The organism is Pseudoalteromonas sp. SA25 (assembly GCF_011378705.1).
GTDB classification, from domain to species: Bacteria; Pseudomonadota; Gammaproteobacteria; order Enterobacterales; family Alteromonadaceae; genus Pseudoalteromonas; species Pseudoalteromonas arctica.
In genome coordinates this window covers 31,044-50,559 of sequence record NZ_WTKV01000031.1, presented here as the reverse complement: position 1 = coordinate 50,559, position 19,516 = coordinate 31,044, and the positions used below count along the sequence as shown (strand labels likewise).

The following is a 19,516-nucleotide window of genomic DNA, read 5'->3' as shown; positions in this document are numbered from 1 at the left end:
TATAGCAGTCTATTCGTTGCTTGATTTTCACAATAAACCACCACACTCCATTAACTGAAGGTTAACAGTTTAGTGTTTCAGTGTCATCTCTTCAGGCACAAAAAAGCCCACTTAAAGTGGGCTTTTTACAAACCGGATAGGCTTACTTGTGACGTAATTGCTGAATTACGCGTAACTGAGCAACTGCTTCTGCCAGTCGCGTAGCCGCTTGCTGATAATCAAACTCAACAGCTGACGAATTCGCCATATGTTCTTCAGCTTCACGTTTAGCCTTTTGTACAGAATCTTCATCTAAATCTTCACCACGAACCGCAGTATCTGCAAGAATCGTGATGTGATTTGGTTGAACTTCTAATGTACCGCCAGCAACATATATCACATCTTCGTGACCAAATTGCTTAACTAAACGTACCATACCAGGTTTAAGGGCAGTTAGTAGTGGAGCATGGCCTAGGTTTACACCCAGCTCGCCTTCACTACCAGATACTTGAATCGATTCAACAAGACCAGAGAACAAACTCTGCTCAGCGCTTACTACGTCAAGATGTACAGTCATAGCTGTCATACTACCCTCCTAGTTACATGCCTTTGGCTTTTTCTTGAGCTTCTTCGATAGAGCCAACCATGTAGAACGCTTGCTCTGGCATATCATCAAATTCACCGTTTAAGATGCCTTTAAAGCCAGAAATTGTATCTTTTAGTGATACGTACTTACCAGACGCGCCTGTAAACACCTCTGCCACGAAGAATGGCTGAGATAGGAAACGTTGGATTTTACGTGCACGAGATACAAGTTGCTTATCTTCGTCAGAAAGCTCGTCCATACCTAGGATTGCAATGATGTCTTTAAGTTCTTTATAACGCTGAAGAACTGTTTGAACGCCACGTGCTGTATCGTAGTGCTCTTGACCAATTACTTGTGGGTCAAGTTGACGTGAAGATGAATCAAGTGGGTCTACCGCTGGGTAGATACCAAGTGACGCGATATCACGTGAAAGTACTACTGTTGCGTCTAAGTGAGCAAAGGTAGTTGCTGGAGATGGATCCGTTAAATCATCCGCAGGTACGTATACCGCTTGGATTGATGTAATTGAACCCGTCTTAGTAGAAGCGATACGCTCTTGAAGCACACCCATTTCTTCAGCAAGTGTAGGCTGGTAACCTACCGCTGATGGCATACGACCAAGTAGTGCAGATACTTCTGTACCAGCAAGAGTATAACGGTAGATGTTATCTACGAAGAAAAGTACATCGCGACCTTCATCACGGAACTTTTCAGCCATAGTAAGACCAGTTAACGCTACGCGTAAACGGTTACCAGGAGGCTCGTTCATCTGACCGTATACAAGCGATACTTTATCAAGTACGTTTGAATCGTTCATCTCATGGTAGAAATCGTTACCCTCACGTGTACGCTCACCAACACCTGCGAATACTGAGTAGCCGCTGTGCTCGATTGCGATGTTACGGATAAGTTCCATCATGTTTACAGTTTTACCAACACCGGCACCACCGAATAAACCAACTTTACCACCTTTAGCAAACGGACATACAAGGTCGATAACCTTGATACCAGTTTCTAAAAGTTCAACTGAACTTGATTGCTCTTCGTATGAAGGTGCTGCACGGTGAATAGACATACGGTCTTCTTCGCCGATTGGACCCGCTTCATCGATTGGCTCACCAAGTACGTTCATGATACGACCAAGTGTTGCTTTACCAACTGGAACTTGAATCGATTCACCTGTATTCATAACTAAAGCACTACGACGTAAACCATCAGTAGTACCCATAGCGATAGTACGCACTACACCGCCACCTAGCTGTTGTTGAACTTCTAGAGTCAAACCAGCTAAATCGCCATCTGTTACTCTTAGTGCGTGGTATACCGCTGGCACGCTATCTTGTGGAAATTCAATATCCACAACGGCGCCGATAATTTGGACGACCTTACCTAAACTCATGTCTATTCCTCTCGTTAATCTTTACCCGAAGCATTAAACTGCTGCTGAGCCAGAACAAATCTCACTAATTTCTTGTGTGATTGCTGCTTGGCGAGCCTTGTTATAAACAAGCTGTAGCTCGTCCATAAGGTCACCTGCGTTATCAGTTGCAGCTTTCATTGCAACCATACGAGCAGCCTGTTCAGAGGCAGCATTTTCTACCACACCTTGGTATGCTTGAGACTCAATAAAGCGTACTAACAAAGACTCTAAAATAGCCTCTGGATTTGGCTCGTATAAGTAATCCCATGTGTGAGCAGATACTTCTTCTTCAGCTTTTGGCAAAGGAAGTAACTGATCTATAATTGGCTCTTGCCTCATGGTATTAACGAATTTGTTATATACCAAGAATAAACGGTCTATTTTGCCTTCAGAAAATGCATCAAGCATAACTTTTACAGGACCAATAACGTCTTGTACTGAAGGTTTATCTCCTAGGCCCGCTTTTTTAGCGAGTAGTTGACCACCAAAACGTTGAAAGAAGCCAGCTGCTTTACTACCTAAAGTAGCAAATTCAGCATCAACACCTTTTTCTTTCCACGCTTTAACATCAAGTGCAACTTTCTTAAACTCGTTTGAGTTTAGACCGCCACACAGACCACGGTCTGTAGAGATAACAATATAACCAACTCGTTTCACTTCACGATCTTTTAAGAACGGGTGAGTAAAATCAAGATTTGCTTGAGCAACACGACCAATTACTTCACGTAATTTGTCAGCGTATGGACGGCTTGAAGCAACGCGTTCTTGCGCCCTTTTCATTTTAGACGCAGCAACCATTTCCATTGCGCTAGTGATCTTTTGAGTATTTTTAATACTCCCGATCTTGCTTTTAATCTCTTTTCCGCTGGCCATGACTCTCTCTCCGAATCAAGGTGTGCTTTAGTTTCCTAAAGCGCACCATTAATAACTAAATTACCAAGTTTGCGTAGACTTGAACTTCGTTAGAAGTTCTTTAAGCTGCGCTTCGATCTCGGCATTTAAGTTACCAGTTTCATTGATTTGAGCCACAAGCTCTGCGTATGTGCTATTTGCATACGAAAGTAAAGCTGCTTCAAAGTCACCGATTTTCGCGATTTCGATGTCTTGAAGGAAGCCTTTTTCAGCAGCAAATAACGACAAAGACATATCAGCAACAGACATTGGCGCGTACTGTTTCTGCTTCATTAGCTCTGTTACACGCTCACCATGCTCAAGTTGAGCACGAGTTGCATCATCAAGGTCAGACGCGAACTGCGAAAACGCAGCTAATTCACGGTACTGAGCTAGGGCTAGACGGATACCGCCACCTAGTTTCTTAACGATTTTAGTTTGTGCAGCACCACCAACACGCGATACCGAGATACCAGCATTTACTGCCGGACGGATACCTGAGTTGAATAAGTCAGTTTCTAAGAAGATCTGACCATCGGTGATAGAGATAACGTTAGTCGGTACGAACGCAGAAACGTCGCCGCCTTGAGTTTCAATGATTGGCAATGCCGTCAATGAACCAGTTTTACCTTTCACTTCACCATTAGTGAACTTTTCAACGTAATCTGCGTTTACACGCGATGCACGCTCTAAAAGACGAGAGTGAAGGTAGAATACGTCACCTGGATATGCTTCACGGCCTGGTGGACGCTTAAGTAGTAATGAAATTTGACGGTAAGCAACTGCTTGCTTAGACAAATCATCATATACGATTAATGCGTTTTCACCACGGTCACGGAAGTATTCACCCATAGTACAGCCCGCGAACGGTGCTAAGTACTGAAGTGCCGCAGATTCAGAAGCAGATGCAACAACTACGATAGTATTTGCTAGTGCACCATGCTCTTCTAATTTACGAACTACGTTTGCAATAGTAGATGCTTTTTGACCAATCGCAACGTACACACACTTAACGCCTGTGTCTTTTTGATTGATGATTGCATCGATTGCTAGTGCAGTTTTACCTGTTTGGCGGTCACCAATGATAAGTTCACGTTGACCACGACCAACTGGAATCATCGCATCAATAGATTTGTAACCAGTTTGAACTGGCTCATCTACAGATTTACGCTCGATTACACCTGGTGCAATTTTTTCTACAGGTTCAAACCCGTCGTTATCTAGAGCGCCTTTACCATCGATTGGAGCACCTAGTGTGTTTACAACACGACCAAGTAAACCAGGACCAACAGGAACTTCTAAAATACGACCAGTTGTATATACTTTTACGCCTTCAGTAAGGTCAGCGTACGGACCCATTACTACTGCACCAATTGAGTCGCGCTCAAGGTTTAGTGCGATAGCATAACGGCTGCCAGGAAGCTCAATCATTTCACCTTGCATACAGTCAGCAAGACCGTGGATGCGGATGATACCGTCAGTAACAGATACAATAGTACCTTCGTTACGAGCTTCACTTACAACTTCGAACTTCTCAATACGTTGTTTGATCAGATCTGAAATTTCAGTGGAATTAAGTTGCATGCTCTTTTTCCCAATTACGATTGTAGTGTTGTAGCTAAGCGGTTTAATTTACCGCGAATAGTACCGTCGATTACAGTGTCGCCAGACCTAATAATAAGTCCACCAACCACTGACGCGTCTTCACTACAATTCAGCTTAACTTTGCGTGCGAAACGTTTTTCAAGTGCCGCTACCAATGACTCTTGTTGCGCAGCAACAAGAGGAGTTGCAGAAATCACATCTACTTCGATTTCTTTATCGTATTCTGCTTTAAATTCAGCAAATAACTGTGCAACTTCAGGTAGAGCTGTCAAACGTCCATTTTCAGCCATCACCTTAACTAGGTTCTGACCTTGTTCGTTGAGCTGCTCAGCACAAAGTTGAATAAATAATTCAGCTTGTGCAGTAGCTGTAGGCATACTCGCTAAAACAGACGATGCTTGCTCATTGCTGGCTACATGGCCTGCAAAGAACAACATATCATTCCAGCTTTCTAGAGTGCCTTTCTCAACGGCAAGTTCAAAAGCCGCTTTAGCGTATGGGCGAGCGATAGTAGTCAAATTAGACATGCTCATACCCTCCTAATTACAGCTCAGCGACAAGTTTTTCAACGATGTCACTATGTGCGGCTTGATTAATTTCACGCTCTAAAATACGTTCTGCGCCAATCACTGCCAGAGTTGCTACTTGCTTACGTAGTTCTTCTGTTATGCGATTACGTTCAGACTCAACTTCAGAGTGCCCTTGAGCAATGATACTTTCACGCTCTTGTTGACCACGAAGTGTTTCTTCGTCAACAATTAGCACTGCACGCTTTTTAGCTTGATCAATGATATCAGCCGCTTGAGCTTTTGCATCTTTAAGCTGTTCAGCAGCTTTCTTTTGCGCAAGTTCTAAGTCTTTTTCGGCTCTATCAGAGGCAGCTAAACCATCTTCGATTTTTTTCTGGCGAGCTTCAATTGCACCGTTTAGTGGTGGCCATACGTATTTCATACAAAATAATACGAACACCGTAAACGCAATCAATTCACCGATAAGAGTGGCGTTTAAATTCACAACCGCTCCTCCTTAAATAGTAAGCTGTTCAAAGAATAAAATTAAAGTACGAACAACAATACCATAGCGATACCAACACCAATCATTGCTACAGCATCGATTAGACCAGCAAGAATAAACATCTTAACTTGTAGCGAAGGTGCAAGCTCAGGTTGACGCGCACATGCTTCAAGGAATTTACCGCCCATGTTACCAAAACCGATTGCTGTGCCGATTGCACCAAAACCGATTAGTAAAGCTACTGCGATGTATTTTAAGCCTGTTAATAATTCTAAAGCTTCCATTTATTTCTCCAAAGTTTCAATTGTAAAGTTAAAAGTAAAAGTAAAATTGTAAATCTAAAAATTAGTGATTATCTGAACTTGCCATGCTTAGGTATACAATTGTAAGCATCATGAATAAGAATGCTTGTAATGTAATAACTAGAATATGGAATACAGCCCAAACAAAGTGCAACGGTAGTTGCATAAAACCGATAGCGCCGATCAAGATGAAAATCAACTCACCAGCATATAAGTTACCAAACAAACGTAGTGCTAATGAAAACGGTTTAGAAACGAGTGCAATCAGTTCAAGTAATAAGTTAAATGGTATCAAAATAATTTGAACAAACATGTTATTTGAGCTGAACGGATGAAGCGTTAACTCTTTAATAAACCCGCCAATACCTTTTATTTTGATTGAAAAGCCAACCATTAGTATAAATACACCCAGCGCTAGCGCTGAAGTCATATTAATGTCAGTCGTTGGTACAATTTTCATGTACACATCGTGTGAATCCATACCAAATGCAGTCTCACCAACGAAACCTGCAAATGCTGGAAGGAAATCAACAGGTATTAAATCCATTAAGTTCATTAAGAACACCCAAACGAAAATCGTTAAGGCTAATGGTGCAATAAGCTTGCTTTTACCATGGAAAGTATCGCGTACGTTGTCACCAACGAATTCTACGATTATTTCAATAAAACACTGAAATTTCCCAGGTACACCTAGTGTTGATTTTTTAGCGGCACTACGAAAGATCCATAAAAATATAAGACCTAAACCGATAGACCATGCAAGGGTATCTATATGCCATGTCCAGAATCCACTGTCCGTACATGCTTTATTGAAGGCGAGACCTGTATCGGTCGAACACATCTTAGCATTGGTCAAATGGTGCTGGATATGGCCAGATAGAGTAACTTCTTCTGCTGCCATGTTATATCCCAAAAGTTAATGTTTAAAAAAAACGGGTGCGAACAATCCAGTAAAGAGCGCCAGTATATAAGTACTAAAAAAGGGTAATAAAATTACCGGGAAATGCTTCAGTACTAGCGCAAACAATACAATTGTTAGCATAAACTTTAATCCGTTGCCGCGTTTCAACGAGGCATACGCTTGATTTGCTCGACTTGCACCCATATATCTGAATGCATAAAGTGCAAATACAAAGTGCGGAAGTACTGCTACAGCTCCACCAGCGAGTGATGAAAGCGAGGCATTGACTCCCGAACTAAAAAAAATAATTACAGCAGCAACTAATGCTACAACACCCTGAAGGCAAATTAACTTTAATACGGCAAGTCGATATGGACTCGCTAACTTATCAGTCACGTTTAGTTAACCTTTATTGCGTTCTAATTGTTAGGGTGTGAAAACTGGCGAAATTATACTTAATCCTGCCAGTTTTGCAACTTGAGTAGATGCTTTGTAACACGAAATAGCTACAAATGTCCCTTTTTAGACATGTAGAAAACTAATGGTGGGTATTGTCGTGATTGATACGATTTAAAATGCCGTCAAGTTCATCTAGGTTAGTATACGAAATAACCAGTTTACCTTTGCCTTTTTTATTGTAGTTAATCTCTACTTTAGCACCTAGATTTTCAGCGAGTTGTTGTTCTAACTGCTTAACATCTGGATCTTTTTCGGTTATTTCTTTAGCAGGTAAAGGTTCTAAAATTGAACGTACGAGCTTTTCAGTTTCTCGAACTGTTAATGCTTTAGCGACAGCTAAACGAGCAGCATCTGACTGCGCTTCACCTTCAAGGGCTAACAGGCAACGAGCATGGCCCATTTCAATATCGCCATGCTCTAACAGAATTTTTACATCACTATTTAAGTTATTTAAACGCAGTAAATTAGTTACAGTCGTACGTGATTTACCCACCGCATCTGCTACTTGCTGATGTGTTAATTCAAATTCTATTAGTAAACGATTAAGTGCAACTGCTTCTTCCATGGCATTTAAATCTTCACGCTGAATATTTTCTATCAGTGCAATCGCAACGGCAGCTTCATCAGGTACATCTTTAATAATACAAGGTACTGTTTCAAGCTTAGCTATTTGCGCTGCGCGCCAACGACGCTCACCAGCAATAATTTCAAAGCTATTGTGTGCAATAGGGCGCACAACAATGGGTTGAATAATACCTTGTGAGCGAATAGAACTAGCAAGCTCTTCTAGCGCCTCTTCAGACATGTCTTTACGAGGTTGGTATTTACCAGAGTGTAAAAACTCTATTGGAAGTTTTTGTAATTCACTATTATTAGCCGCGGCATTTTGCACAGCGTCAGTCACGTTTGATGTGTCTTGTTCCTTGCTTGGGCTTGGTGCAGGCTTTGACGAACTTAAAAGTGCATCGAGTCCTCGGCCTAAACCTCGTTTTTTAGCAGACATGTTATTTTTTTACCTCAAAGTTAGGCGACAACGGACGCTGTTTTTTCTTTTCTGCGTAACATTTCACCAGCGAGTGCTAAATATGCTTTAGCGCCACTTGATGCCCTGTCATAGTACATAGCAGGAGTACCAAAACTAGGTGCTTCAGCTAAACGAACATTACGCGGGATCACCGTACGGTATACTTTATCGCCAAAATGTTGTTTTAATTGTTCTGATACATCATTTGCCAAACGGTTACGCGGGTCGTACATAGTACGAAGTATGCCTTCAATTTGTAAGCTAGGATTCACTAACTTAGCAAGCTGCGTAATCGTATCCATTAATGCGGTTAACCCTTCAAGTGCATAATACTCACACTGCATTGGCACTAAAATAGAATCAGCTGCGGCCATTGCATTAACAGTTAACATATTTAGAGAGGGTGGACAGTCGATAAAAATAAATTCGTACTGGTCCTGAATTTTTTCAAGTGCATTACGTAAACGCACTTCACGGGCAAATAATTCCATCAATTTAACTTCTGCAGCGGTTACATCACCGTTTGCAGCAATCATATGGTATTCACCAGACGTTTCTTTAATGATAACGTCTTCTATAGGTTTATCTTCAATAAGTAGGTCGTAAATAGTTGGCACGTCGCCATATTTATCTACGCCACTCCCCATAGTCGCATTACCTTGCGGATCGAGATCAATTAACAGCACTTTACGTTTCGTTGCAGCCATAGACGCAGCGAGGTTAACAGCGGTTGTAGTTTTACCCACTCCACCTTTTTGATTTGCTAATGCGATGACTTTTGCCACGGTGTCTCTGATCCCTAGTCTTTAGAAAGAATAATTAAATGTCGTTGTGCATCTAAATTAGGTACTTCTAATGCAATTTTTTGCTCAAACTTAACGCCTGCAGGTAGTGACTCTAGCTCTTCGCTAGGGAACACGCCTTTAAGTGCTATAAATTTACCCGAATGATCGATTAAGTGCGAACACCAGTCAACCATATCTTGTAATGAAGCAAAAGCACGACTTAGTACGCCGTCTAATTTAACACTTGGTTGATATTCTTCAACTCTTGACTGAACCGGGGTTACATTATCAAGACCAAGCTCATGTTTAACATGCATTAAAAATCGTACACGTTTACCTAAGCTATCTAATAACACAAAATGTGTATTAGGTAATGCAATTGCTAATACGATACCCGGTAATCCAGGACCCGTTCCAACATCAATATAATGATGACCGGGTAAGTGAGGCGCAACAACTAAGCTATCCATAATATGCTTAATCATCATTTCTTCAGGTAAGCGTACTGAGGTTAAGTTATAAGCCTTATTCCACTTATTCAATAACTCGACGTAACGAACTAGCTGTTGCTGTTGTTTTTCTGTTAGCGCAATATCAGTTTGCGCTAACAATGTAGTTAATTGTTGCTGTAACACTATGTACCCTTACCGTTACGCGGATTTGCGTAATAAGCCTTGCTTCTTCAGATACACTAATAATAGCGAAATCGCCGCTGGGGTGATACCAGAAATACGCGATGCTTGACCAATAGTGTCAGGACGCGACTCAATAAGCTTGGCAACTACCTCATTTGACAAACCAGATACGGTTTTATAATCAAACTCTTTTGGTAAAATTGTTTGCTCATGACGAAGCTGTTTGTTGATCTCATCCTGTTGACGCGCAATATAACCTGCGTACTTAGTATGGATCTCAACTTGTTCAAGTGCCGCTTTGTTTGTAAATTCAGATCCTAATCCTTCTATAGCCATAAGATCGTTATAACGAATCTCTGGGCGACGAAGTAATTCTTCTAAACTTGCTTCACGTGTAAGCGGTGTTTTCAGTAATGCATTTACTTGTTCTACAACGGCGTGATCTTTGTGAATCCACGTATCTTTGATGCGTTGCTTCTCTTTTTCGATTACTTCCATTTTTTCGTTAAATGCCTGCCAGCGTTCGTCATTAACTAAACCTAGCTCACGGCCTTTTTCAGTTAAACGAATATCAGCATTATCTTCACGAAGTAATAAACGGTATTCGGCACGACTGGTAAACATGCGGTATGGTTCTTTTGTACCCAGTGTTGCTAAGTCGTCGATTAATACACCAACGTAAGCTTCATCACGACGTGGTGTCCAAGAATCTTTGCCTTGTACTTTTAGTGCAGCATTCATACCTGCAATTAAGCCTTGTGCACCCGCTTCTTCATAGCCGGTAGTACCGTTAATTTGACCCGCAAAAAATAAACCTTCAATAAATTTAGTTTCTAAAGATTGTTTTAAATCACGTGGATCAAAGTAATCATATTCAATTGCGTAGCCAGGTCGACAAATATGTGCATTTTCAAAACCTGTAATCGATTGCACAATTTCAAGTTGTACATCAAACGGTAAACTAGTCGAAATACCATTTGGGTATAATTCGTATGATGTTAAACCTTCAGGCTCAACAAATATTTGATGTTTATCTTTATCTGCAAAACGAACAATTTTATCTTCAATTGAAGGGCAGTATCGTGGACCAATACCTTCAATAACACCTGAGTACATAGGTGAGCGATGTAAGTTTTTACGAATAACATCATGTGTTTTTTCGTTTGTGTAAGTTATGTAACACGGTATCTGTTGTGGGTGATCTGATTGTTTACCCATAAACGAAAACACAGGAGTTGGTGTATCACCAGGCTGTGCTTCCATTTTTGTAAAATCAACAGTACGTGCATCAATACGTGGAGGTGTACCTGTTTTTAAACGATCAACTCTAAATGGATGTTCACGTAAGCGATCAGCTAAAGCGATTGAAGGAGGATCGCCTGCACGACCGCCTTTATAATTTTCTAAACCAATATGAATTAAGCCGCCTAAAAAAGTACCCACGGTTAAAACAACACTTGGTGCACTAAAACGTAAACCCATTTGAGTTACTACGCCAGTAACACGATCGTTTTCAACAATAAGATCATCACATGATTGTTGAAAAATTTTAAGGTTATCTTGGTTTTGTAATGTTGTTTGAATAGCCGCTTTGTACAAAGCGCGATCTGCTTGTGCTCGAGTAGCACGAACAGCAGGTCCTTTTGAAGAATTTAGTGTACGAAATTGGATCCCGCCTTTATCAATGGCCTGTGCCATTGCACCACCAAGAGCGTCGATCTCTTTTACCAAATGACCTTTGCCAATCCCACCAATTGCTGGGTTGCAAGACATTTGACCAAGGGTATCCATATTGTGAGTCAGTAGCAGGGTATTCATCCCCATACGGGCAGCTGCTAATGCGGCTTCAGTGCCAGCATGTCCACCACCTACTACGATAACGTCAAAATTTTCGTGAAAAATCATTAATGGGATCCTACTTAAATCAAACCGGTAAACTTCAAAAGGGAGCGTATTCTACCTAGAAATTGGCAGAAGATAAATGATTAAACAAAGGGCAAGATCTAAGTATGTGATCTCTAATAATATAAAGGATCTTTTAAAGAGATCTTTTATTACTATTACTACTACTGATCAACTTTTCTGTTGATAAGGTTTAGATCTTCATTTAAAACATGAAATTAGATCAGATCTAAAGGTGTTAATATGATCGGATCATCCAGCAAATAAGCTCTGATCAAAAAGGCACTTTATGCACAGGGTTGAATCAGTTGGATCTTATCCAATGGATAAGCATGCTTTAAAACGCAGTTTATTCAATCTTTATCCACAAAACCTATTAAATTATTAGTAAATTGTGGGTAACTTTATATATAACTTTTTACTTGATCTATCTATTTTATGCCTGTTTGAGCTATCCAAGAGTCTAACCATGTTAATGCAGTGTCTTCTGGTAGTGCTTCATCGAGAATATTAAGCTCTAAACGTTCTGCTACTTTTATAGCGCCTTTTTGAGTTAATAAGGCATCTATATTACGTCCTGCTAGGTTATAAGTGTCATAACTAGTGTCGCCTAAAGCGATTACTGAATATTTTAATTCAGATAAATCATCTGCTTGAGTTACATCTTCAACAAAACTAATAAGATTTTCAGGGTAATCACCTGCACCATAAGTTGATGTGCAGATTAACCAAATGGTATTTTGCTGATCAATATCGCTAAATTCAGGTTGATCATGTAGTTGCGTAGTAATACCAAGGTTATTAAGCGCGTCGCTTAATTGCTCTGCAACATACTCGGCTGATCCCATTTGGCTGCCGACAATAAGATTTACTGAACTCATGAATATTAGTGATCACATTGGTTTTAATTGCCGCCTATGATAACTGAGTGAGGATGACAGTAAAGTTAAGAGTGCTTTTTTGTATAACTATTTTTGCGGTAATTTTACACTCATTCAAAATTGTGTCTTTAAGTTGTTGATAATATAGTGTTTAACAAATTATCTTTAAATGTAATCTTCTGATCAAGTTGTTGATAACAGTGGGGAAAGCTCTGCTTAAACTATTTTTTAGGTTGTTTTATATTCGCTAAGTTATTGATATTACTTGTCAGTAAAAAATTAAATTGTAAATATCTCAATTAAAAATACATGTTGATCATAATGTGGATATAAAGCCTGTTGATAACCTTAAATTTAGATCGAAAATAATTTTTTAAAATGATCTAATAAAGCAGATCTAATGAAATTAATTAAAAATAAGTTCATAAATAGATAAATTACAATTGATCATGAGGTTTTTGCGACTGATTTACCTAGTTTTGGTATTTATTTGAGCTGAAAATTAGGTATTGTGGATAAGTGATCTCGGTATTTTTAATTTTATGCGAATTAAGAGCTGCTATTTTTATTAATTTTGCTGGTGGAGTTAGCAGATCAAAAGTTTTGAATACTTAGCAGTTGAGTTATTTTATTTAAAAATCACAGTGATTATCAAATTATATGTTGTCAAAAGTAAGCTTTTTAGAGTACTAATCAGTGTTTTTTAGCTCTTTAATTGAGCGAATAGCATCATTTATTGCGTGTATCAGGTGTGTTTTAGTGCATTTTTGTGCGCTAAAGTAAGTATAAGGAAGCCATTTATAACTACTTTTTGTATGACATATAACGCTATTAAAGCGTGCGGTTGTTTAAAAATGTATCGATTTTAACCTTAATAATAGGTGTGATTTGTGCTATTAATTCCTCAATAAGCACTCTCAGTATTGTCTACTCTATATAATATGACCTCTCTTAGCACGTAATAAAGATAGTTTTGGATATGATTTTATTGGCAGTAATTTGCAGACATCAGGTGTATAAATACATATTTTACAGCAGAATATTTTACATAAAAAAAGAGCACCTAAGTGCTCTTATAATAAAAATATATCTGTAATAGGGTGTTTATTTACCAATACAAAACGAGCTAAATATTTTGCCAAGTAAGTCGTCTGAGGTAAATTCACCGGTTATTTCATTCAAATACTGCTGTGTTAAACGCAGTTCTTCAGCGAGTATTTCACCAGCAATGTGCATTTCTAACTGTGTTTTACCCGTTTCTAAATGATACGCAGCACTTTCTAATGCATCTAAATGACGACGGCGCGCCATAAAGCCACCTTCTGTTGCGCCTTGAAAGCCTATACAAGCTTTTAAATGCTCGCGAACAAGTTCAATACCGTCAGCATTTTTAGCACTTAAGCTGATGACCGGGTATTGTTGCTCTTGCTCCATTCCGACTATGTCGCCCGATAAATCAGCTTTATTTCTGATGACCGTAACCCCCATACCTTCTGGTAATTTTGCCATAAATTCAGGCCAAATTTTGTGCGGGTCAGTATCTATAGTATCAGTGCCATCAAGCATAAATAAAACGCGATCGGCTTGGTTTATTTCATCCCATGCACGCTCAATACCTATTTGTTCTACTCTGTCTGGGCTTTCGCGTAGGCCTGCTGTATCTATAATATGCAGTGGCATACCATCTATATGTATATGCTCTCGTAGTACGTCGCGAGTGGTACCGGCTATTTCTGTTACGATTGCGGCTTCACGACCGGCTAGAGCGTTAAGCAGGCTTGATTTACCCGCATTAGGGCGACCTGCAATAACAACACGCATACCTTCGCGCATGATGCTGCCCTGCTTGGCTTGGTTGGTTACAGTGTTAAGCTGAGTAATAATCGCGTCTAAGTCGCCTGACACTTTACCATCTGATAAAAAATCAATTTCTTCATCAGGAAAATCTATTGCCGCTTCTACATACATACGTAGGTGAATTACTTTTTCTACGAGTGTTTCTATGTGCTTAGAAAATTCACCTTGGAGAGACTGTAGGGCGCTTTTAGCGGCTTGCTCGCTAGTGGCATTAATTAAGTCGGCGATGGCTTCTGCTTGTGTTAAATCAAGCTTGTCATTCATAAATGCGCGCTCAGAAAACTCACCAGGCTTTGCTAAACGAACGCCCTCTATTTTACTAATTTCTTTAAGTAACATATCCAGTACTACAGGACCGCCGTGGCCTTGTAATTCAAGTACGTCTTCACCAGTAAATGAGTTAGGACCTGCAAAGTAAATGGCAATACCTTGATCAAGTTGCTCGCCAGCAAGGCTTTTAAATGGCACATAATCGGCGTAGCGAACTTTAGGTATTTTACCTACTACTTTTTCGGCGACACTTTTAGCAAGGCTACCTGAAACGCGAATAATACCAACACCACCACGTCCAGGTGCTGTTGCTTGTGCTGCAATTGTATCTTGATTGATCATGCTATTAATTTGCCAACGATGAGTAACTTTATGCCCGTATTGTAACCTATCGATTTATTTGTAGCGAATAGCTGTGGTGAAAAACAGGCAATAAAAAAGGCGACCGAAGTCGCCTTTATATAAGTAGGAGCTTAGTTAGCCTCTTACTTTAATTCCTTTCTTTTCCATGCCACGGTAGATGATTAACATCTGGACAATAGAAATAAGGTTAGACACTAACCAGTAAAGAACTAAACCAGATGGGAACCATAAGAAGAATACAGAGAAGATAACCGGCATAAAGGTCATCATTTTTTGCTGCATTGGATCAGTAACCGTCATAGGTTGTAGCTTTTGCGTTACAAACATACTCGCACCAAATAATATTGGCAATACGTAGTACGGGTCTTTCGCAGAAAGGTCAGTTAACCAAAAAATGAATTCAGCATGGCGAAGTTCAGTAGACTCTAAGAATACGTAGAACAAGGCTAAGAAAATTGGCATTTGTAGCAAAATAGGGAAACAGCCACCCATTGGGTTAACTTTTTCTTTTTTGTACATTTCCATAGTTGCTTGGCCGAACTTTTGACGGTCATCACCAAACTTTTCTTTAAGGGCTGCCATTTTAGGCTGTAGGGCACGCATTTTTGCCATTGAAGTGTATTGCGCTTTAGTAAGTGGGTACATTAACGATTTAACGATAATAGTGATGGCAATAATTGCTACACCCCAGTTACCTAAAATGCTGTGTAGCCATTTTAGCAATACAAATAAAGGTTGCGAGATAAAAAATAACCAACCGTAATCTACGGTTAGGTCTAGGTCTGGGTGAATAGCTTCAAGAATATCTGACTCTTTCGGGCCCATATAATAAGTAGCAGTTAGTATTTGCTCACTACCAGCTTGAATATTTACAGCGGGATCTTTAGCACCAATAATAGCGGCATTACTTTTTGTAATTAAGCTATAAAGTGTATTTGATTGATCCTGCATTGGAACCCAAGCACTTACAAAGTAATGTTGAATAAAGGCAACGTAACCACCTTGTGTGCTTTTATTTAGGTTTTTATCAGCCATATCTGAAAAACTATACTTTTCGTATTTTTCTTCATCAGTACCGTATGCAGCACCTAAATAGTTTTGATCAACCATGCTACCTTTTTCTTGTACGGTACGCTTAATTTGCGTGTATAGCTGTACTTGAAGAGGTGCGCTGGTAGTGTTGTTAATTTTGTATTCTAAGCCTACGTCATACTGACCTTTTTTGAATACATACGTTTTAGTAAAACTAACACCATTACTATCAGTAAACTGAAGTGGAACGCGAAGCTCATCACCCGTTAAGGTATATGATTTTTGTTCGGTACTATAAGTAGGGCGACCATTAGCTGATCCGTCGGGGCCATTTAAACCAATTAAGCCACTTTGTGAAAAGTATTGTTTGCCACCATCAAGCTGACCAAGAAGCATATAAGGCGTGTCACTGCCTTTTGTCTCTTCGTATTGAAGAAGGTCTGTTTCAACAATGTCACCGCCTTTGGTGTCAATTTTAACTTTAAAAACGTCAGTTGTAATTTCAATAACTGAACGCTTAGCTAAAGTTGCTGAAGCAGGTAACTCTGAATCTGACGATGAAGGAATATAATCATCCGACTCTGGTGAATTTGCTTGTAGTGTTTGTGTTGTGGCACTTGGATCGACTTTAGGCTTGTTGTAATCATTATCCCATTCTTGGAACAATAAAAACGACACTAGCATTAGGCCAATTAATAAAAACGTGCGTTGCGATTCCATAACAGCTCTTATTTCTCGTGTTGGTGGTTAATATGGGTTAATTTTTCAGGAACGGGGTCGTTTCCGCCTGAATGTAAAGGATGGCATTTTAATATGCGTTTTAAAGCTAACCAACTACCTTTTACCGATCCATGCAATTTAATTGCTTGAATAGCATAACTAGAACAGGTTGGATTAAAACGACAATGCGGACCTAACAGCGGGCTAATCCACTTTTGATAACCGCGGATAAATAACACTAAACAAAAAGTTGGTAAAGCAACAAGTGGTTTAAGTAACCTCATGATGTTTATGCCCCTACTTAAGTTTAGTGAGATAGATATCATGTATTTAAAGACTCAATTAGAAAATTTAAATGCATGATTAAAAGGTGAGCTAAAGATACATTAATTAACCCTGCAATTCTATTGCAATTAGGTTTGTTTGTTAGATTTAGCTGATTTGTTTGGGCGTTTCTTAAAAGGTGGCGGTTTAGGTGCACCTGGTTTACAGCGTTCGTTAATTTTTCGCCATAATTTAGTAAGTTGTTTGGTTATTTCTTCATTAGACTGCTCATCAATACCATTTTTAACCATAAGCACAATATCAATATTATCGATGCAGTGTTGATTTAAACGAAAACTTTCGCGAGCGAGACGTTTAATACGGTTTCGTTGGCATGCCTTTTTTACGCGTTTTTTAGCAACAGTAAGACCTAACCGAGGTTTTTCTTGGTCATTTGGTTTAGCTAATAGAGTAAAGAAAGGAGTTGCAGCCCGAGCGGGTTCATTAAATATGCGAGAGTAATGCGAGGGAGTTAACAGACGTAACTCCCTGCCAAAGCTAAAGTCTTCCACTTATAAATTAAGCAGAAAGAACTTTGCGGCCTTTAGCGCGGCGACGTGCTAATACTTTACGGCCATTTACAGTTGCCATGCGAGCACGGAAGCCGTGTGCACGTTTGCGTTTTAAAACGCTAGGTTGAAAAGTTCTTTTCATAACAATCTCATCCGATCGGTTAAAGTTAAAACATCCTATACAGGTCGCGATCCTGGCATAGGTGCCATTGCGAGCGCGAGATATTATAGAGTAAGTAATGTAAAGTCAATCATAATTACGTTGAGGGTATATAACCCACCTACTACTATATAAGAGATCATATAAGGCGATCTGTTAGGATCATCATAAATAAGAAGTTTTCCACAGCCCCTGTATAAAAAGTGAATAAAAGCGGGGGAAAAGTAAATTGGATCGTAAATTTGGTTCGCGATCTTGGTGTTATTTTGTTATGATCTCCTCTCAGGATCTAAAATAAAAACTGTTTTAAATCAGATTGTTAATGATTTTATACATCGATATCAACAATTTTATAAAAATCAATCTTTTACTTGTGGATAAAGTGTCTTCATAATACGCGGTCTTGGGTCGCTTATTGGACCATTTGAACGCAATAAATGTATGATTTATAATCATTAATGATGTGCGGGAATAAAAATTATATCTCTGGGAGTTTAACTGTGTATCTGTCGGTTTGGCAAAGTTGTTTATATGTATTGCAAGATGAGCTGCCTTCGCAGCAATTCAGTATGTGGGTAAGACCGCTACAAGCAGAAAGTACCGAAGATACCTTGACGATTTATGCACCTAATCGCTTTGTGCTTGATTGGGTGAGAGAAAAGTACCTAAATAGAATTAACGAATTACTAGTAGAGATTTGTGGTGTTGAAGCACCAAAACTACGTTTTGATGTAGGTAGTAAACCTTTATTAAATGCACAAGCTGCACCGGTTATAGAAACTCAATCGGCACCAAGTGCACACGCTTCAGCAAAACAACAGCCTCGCGAGCAAAAGCCAGTTGTTGAACCTGCACCTAAGTCAGGTTACAAATCTAACATTAAAGAAAACTATACTTTTGATAGCTTTGTTGAAGGTAAATCAAACCAATTAGCAAAAGCTGCGGCCACACAGGTTGCCGACAATCCTGGCTCTGCTTTTAACCCTGTATTTATATACGGTGGTACTGGTTTAGGTAAAACTCACTTATTACATGCAGTAGGTAATGGCATTATGGCAAATAAGCCAGATGCTAAAATTGTTTACATGCATTCAGAACGCTTTGTTCAAGACATGGTAAAGGCACTTCAAAATAATGCGATAGAAGAATTTAAGCGTTATTACCGTAGTGTTGATGCATTAATGATTGATGATATTCAATTTTTTGCTAACAAAGAGCGTTCACAAGAAGAATTTTTTCATACCTTTAATGCATTGCTTGAAGGCAACCAACAAATTATTTTAACCTCTGACCGTTACCCTAAAGAGATTGAAGGCGTTGAAGACAGGCTAAAATCACGTTTTGGTTGGGGATTAACAATTGCGATTGAGCCACCAGAGCTTGAAACACGCGTTGCTATTTTAATGAAAAAAGCCCAGCAAAGTAAGATTAACTTACCACACGAAGTTGCTTTTTTTATTGCCAAAAAATTACGTTCAAATGTTCGTGAGCTAGAGGGGGCACTTAACCGTGTAATCGCTAATGCGAACTTTACCGGTCGTCCTATTTCAATCGATTTTGTAAAAGAAGCGCTACGCGATTTACTTGCCTTGCAAGATAAACTGGTTACCATAGACAATATTCAGCGCACTGTTGCTGAGTACTATCGAATTCGTATATCAGACCTGTTATCTAAGCGCCGCAGCCGCTCTATAGCGAGGCCGCGCCAAGTAGCTATGGCGTTATCTAAAGAATTAACTAATCACAGCTTACCTGAGATTGGTGACGCATTTGGTGGACGCGATCATACGACCGTATTACATGCATGTCGTAAGATAAAATCACTACGTGACGAAAGCCACGAAATTAAAGAAGATTACCAAAACTTAATAAGAACATTGTCATCTTAGGGCTG

General features: G+C 39.5%; 20 protein-coding genes. 1 reads left to right on the top strand and 19 read right to left on the bottom strand.

The genetic code is table 11. The features are described 5' to 3' along the window. Positions 1 to 142: 142 nt before the first annotated feature. The 19 genes from GQR45_RS19555 to rpmH form a co-directional block, all read right to left on the bottom strand. Positions 143 to 565 carry a F0F1 ATP synthase subunit epsilon gene (locus GQR45_RS19555; RefSeq protein ID WP_007377666.1) on the bottom strand — a complete coding sequence of 141 codons (423 nt, stop codon included), beginning with the start codon at positions 563 to 565 and terminating at the stop codon, positions 143 to 145. Positions 566 to 578: 13 nt separating this feature from the next. Then, positions 579 to 1,964, bottom strand: a complete 1,386-nt coding sequence (atpD, locus tag GQR45_RS19550; protein WP_007585971.1) for a F0F1 ATP synthase subunit beta — start codon at positions 1,962 to 1,964, stop codon at positions 579 to 581. Positions 1,965 to 1,997: 33 nt separating this feature from the next. After that, complete coding sequence (gene atpG / locus GQR45_RS19545; protein WP_007585974.1) at positions 1,998 to 2,858, bottom strand: F0F1 ATP synthase subunit gamma; 861 nt, start codon at positions 2,856 to 2,858, stop codon at positions 1,998 to 2,000. A gap of 60 nt (positions 2,859 to 2,918) precedes the next feature. Next, positions 2,919 to 4,460, bottom strand: a complete 1,542-nt coding sequence (gene atpA, locus GQR45_RS19540) for a F0F1 ATP synthase subunit alpha (RefSeq protein ID WP_007585976.1) — start codon at positions 4,458 to 4,460, stop codon at positions 2,919 to 2,921. A 14-nt stretch (positions 4,461 to 4,474) separates the two neighbouring features. Then, positions 4,475 to 5,008, bottom strand: coding sequence for a F0F1 ATP synthase subunit delta (atpH, locus tag GQR45_RS19535; protein ID WP_007585978.1), 534 nt, complete (start codon positions 5,006 to 5,008; stop codon positions 4,475 to 4,477). Between the two features lie 16 nt (positions 5,009 to 5,024). Continuing rightward, on the bottom strand, positions 5,025 to 5,495 hold the full coding sequence (gene atpF / locus GQR45_RS19530) for a F0F1 ATP synthase subunit B (RefSeq protein WP_004335264.1): 471 nt from the start codon (positions 5,493 to 5,495) through the stop codon (positions 5,025 to 5,027). A gap of 41 nt (positions 5,496 to 5,536) precedes the next feature. After that, positions 5,537 to 5,779 carry a F0F1 ATP synthase subunit C gene (atpE, locus tag GQR45_RS19525; protein WP_007585980.1) on the bottom strand — a complete coding sequence of 81 codons (243 nt, stop codon included), beginning with the start codon at positions 5,777 to 5,779 and terminating at the stop codon, positions 5,537 to 5,539. A 61-nt stretch (positions 5,780 to 5,840) separates the two neighbouring features. After that, on the bottom strand, positions 5,841 to 6,698 hold the full coding sequence (gene atpB, locus GQR45_RS19520; RefSeq protein WP_004335244.1) for a F0F1 ATP synthase subunit A: 858 nt from the start codon (positions 6,696 to 6,698) through the stop codon (positions 5,841 to 5,843). Between the two features lie 15 nt (positions 6,699 to 6,713). After that, on the bottom strand, positions 6,714 to 7,094 hold the full coding sequence (locus GQR45_RS19515) for an ATP synthase subunit I (protein WP_007585983.1): 381 nt from the start codon (positions 7,092 to 7,094) through the stop codon (positions 6,714 to 6,716). 142 nt (positions 7,095 to 7,236) lie between these two features. Further along, complete coding sequence (locus tag GQR45_RS19510) at positions 7,237 to 8,160, bottom strand: ParB/RepB/Spo0J family partition protein (protein ID WP_165726813.1); 924 nt, start codon at positions 8,158 to 8,160, stop codon at positions 7,237 to 7,239. A gap of 20 nt (positions 8,161 to 8,180) precedes the next feature. Beyond that, complete coding sequence (locus GQR45_RS19505; RefSeq protein WP_004335235.1) at positions 8,181 to 8,966, bottom strand: ParA family protein; 786 nt, start codon at positions 8,964 to 8,966, stop codon at positions 8,181 to 8,183. A gap of 14 nt (positions 8,967 to 8,980) precedes the next feature. Then, a complete protein-coding gene (gene rsmG / locus GQR45_RS19500) occupies positions 8,981 to 9,601 on the bottom strand; it encodes a 16S rRNA (guanine(527)-N(7))-methyltransferase RsmG (RefSeq protein ID WP_007585988.1) in 621 nt (206 codons plus the stop codon). A 15-nt stretch (positions 9,602 to 9,616) separates the two neighbouring features. Continuing rightward, positions 9,617 to 11,506: a tRNA uridine-5-carboxymethylaminomethyl(34) synthesis enzyme MnmG gene (gene mnmG, locus GQR45_RS19495; protein WP_010555145.1), complete on the bottom strand. Its 1,890-nt coding sequence runs from the start codon at positions 11,504 to 11,506 to the stop codon at positions 9,617 to 9,619. A gap of 428 nt (positions 11,507 to 11,934) precedes the next feature. Next, entirely contained in the window at positions 11,935 to 12,384 is a 450-nt protein-coding gene (gene mioC / locus GQR45_RS19490) for an FMN-binding protein MioC (RefSeq protein WP_024591277.1), read from the bottom strand. A 1,104-nt stretch (positions 12,385 to 13,488) separates the two neighbouring features. Further along, positions 13,489 to 14,853, bottom strand: a complete 1,365-nt coding sequence (mnmE, locus tag GQR45_RS19485) for a tRNA uridine-5-carboxymethylaminomethyl(34) synthesis GTPase MnmE (RefSeq protein ID WP_007584209.1) — start codon at positions 14,851 to 14,853, stop codon at positions 13,489 to 13,491. A gap of 135 nt (positions 14,854 to 14,988) precedes the next feature. Further along, positions 14,989 to 16,626, bottom strand: coding sequence for a membrane protein insertase YidC (gene yidC / locus GQR45_RS19480; RefSeq protein WP_024591278.1), 1,638 nt, complete (start codon positions 16,624 to 16,626; stop codon positions 14,989 to 14,991). Between the two features lie 8 nt (positions 16,627 to 16,634). Then, positions 16,635 to 16,910, bottom strand: a complete 276-nt coding sequence (yidD, locus tag GQR45_RS19475; protein ID WP_101216553.1) for a membrane protein insertion efficiency factor YidD — start codon at positions 16,908 to 16,910, stop codon at positions 16,635 to 16,637. Positions 16,911 to 17,039: 129 nt separating this feature from the next. Next, positions 17,040 to 17,462: a ribonuclease P protein component gene (rnpA, locus tag GQR45_RS19470; protein ID WP_165726812.1), complete on the bottom strand. Its 423-nt coding sequence runs from the start codon at positions 17,460 to 17,462 to the stop codon at positions 17,040 to 17,042. Positions 17,463 to 17,469: 7 nt separating this feature from the next. Continuing rightward, on the bottom strand, positions 17,470 to 17,604 hold the full coding sequence (gene rpmH / locus GQR45_RS19465; protein WP_004335215.1) for a 50S ribosomal protein L34: 135 nt from the start codon (positions 17,602 to 17,604) through the stop codon (positions 17,470 to 17,472). 518 nt (positions 17,605 to 18,122) lie between these two features. On the opposite strand from rpmH, the gene dnaA reads away from it, so the two are divergent. Further along, complete coding sequence (gene dnaA, locus GQR45_RS19460; RefSeq protein WP_010555148.1) at positions 18,123 to 19,511, top strand: chromosomal replication initiator protein DnaA; 1,389 nt, start codon at positions 18,123 to 18,125, stop codon at positions 19,509 to 19,511. Positions 19,512 to 19,516 lie beyond the last annotated feature (5 nt).

What these genes read in the sequence shown, in the direction of transcription:
- GQR45_RS19555 (WP_007377666.1), bottom strand. Translation starts at nt 565, where the DNA reads ATGACAGCTATGACTGTACATCTTGACGTAGTAAGCGCTGAGCAGAGT.
- atpD (WP_007585971.1), bottom strand. Translation starts at nt 1,964, where the DNA reads ATGAGTTTAGGTAAGGTCGTCCAAATTATCGGCGCCGTTGTGGATATT.
- atpG (WP_007585974.1), bottom strand. Translation starts at nt 2,858, where the DNA reads ATGGCCAGCGGAAAAGAGATTAAAAGCAAGATCGGGAGTATTAAAAAT.
- atpA (WP_007585976.1), bottom strand. Translation starts at nt 4,460, where the DNA reads ATGCAACTTAATTCCACTGAAATTTCAGATCTGATCAAACAACGTATT.
- atpH (WP_007585978.1), bottom strand. Translation starts at nt 5,008, where the DNA reads ATGTCTAATTTGACTACTATCGCTCGCCCATACGCTAAAGCGGCTTTT.
- atpE (WP_007585980.1), bottom strand. Translation starts at nt 5,779, where the DNA reads ATGGAAGCTTTAGAATTATTAACAGGCTTAAAATACATCGCAGTAGCT.
- atpB (WP_004335244.1), bottom strand. Translation starts at nt 6,698, where the DNA reads ATGGCAGCAGAAGAAGTTACTCTATCTGGCCATATCCAGCACCATTTG.
- GQR45_RS19510 (WP_165726813.1), bottom strand. Translation starts at nt 8,160, where the DNA reads ATGTCTGCTAAAAAACGAGGTTTAGGCCGAGGACTCGATGCACTTTTA.
- mnmG (WP_010555145.1), bottom strand. Translation starts at nt 11,506, where the DNA reads ATGATTTTTCACGAAAATTTTGACGTTATCGTAGTAGGTGGTGGACAT.
- mioC (WP_024591277.1), bottom strand. Translation starts at nt 12,384, where the DNA reads ATGAGTTCAGTAAATCTTATTGTCGGCAGCCAAATGGGATCAGCCGAG.
- mnmE (WP_007584209.1), bottom strand. Translation starts at nt 14,853, where the DNA reads ATGATCAATCAAGATACAATTGCAGCACAAGCAACAGCACCTGGACGT.
- yidC (WP_024591278.1), bottom strand. Translation starts at nt 16,626, where the DNA reads ATGGAATCGCAACGCACGTTTTTATTAATTGGCCTAATGCTAGTGTCG.
- yidD (WP_101216553.1), bottom strand. Translation starts at nt 16,910, where the DNA reads ATGAGGTTACTTAAACCACTTGTTGCTTTACCAACTTTTTGTTTAGTG.
- rpmH (WP_004335215.1), bottom strand. Translation starts at nt 17,604, where the DNA reads ATGAAAAGAACTTTTCAACCTAGCGTTTTAAAACGCAAACGTGCACAC.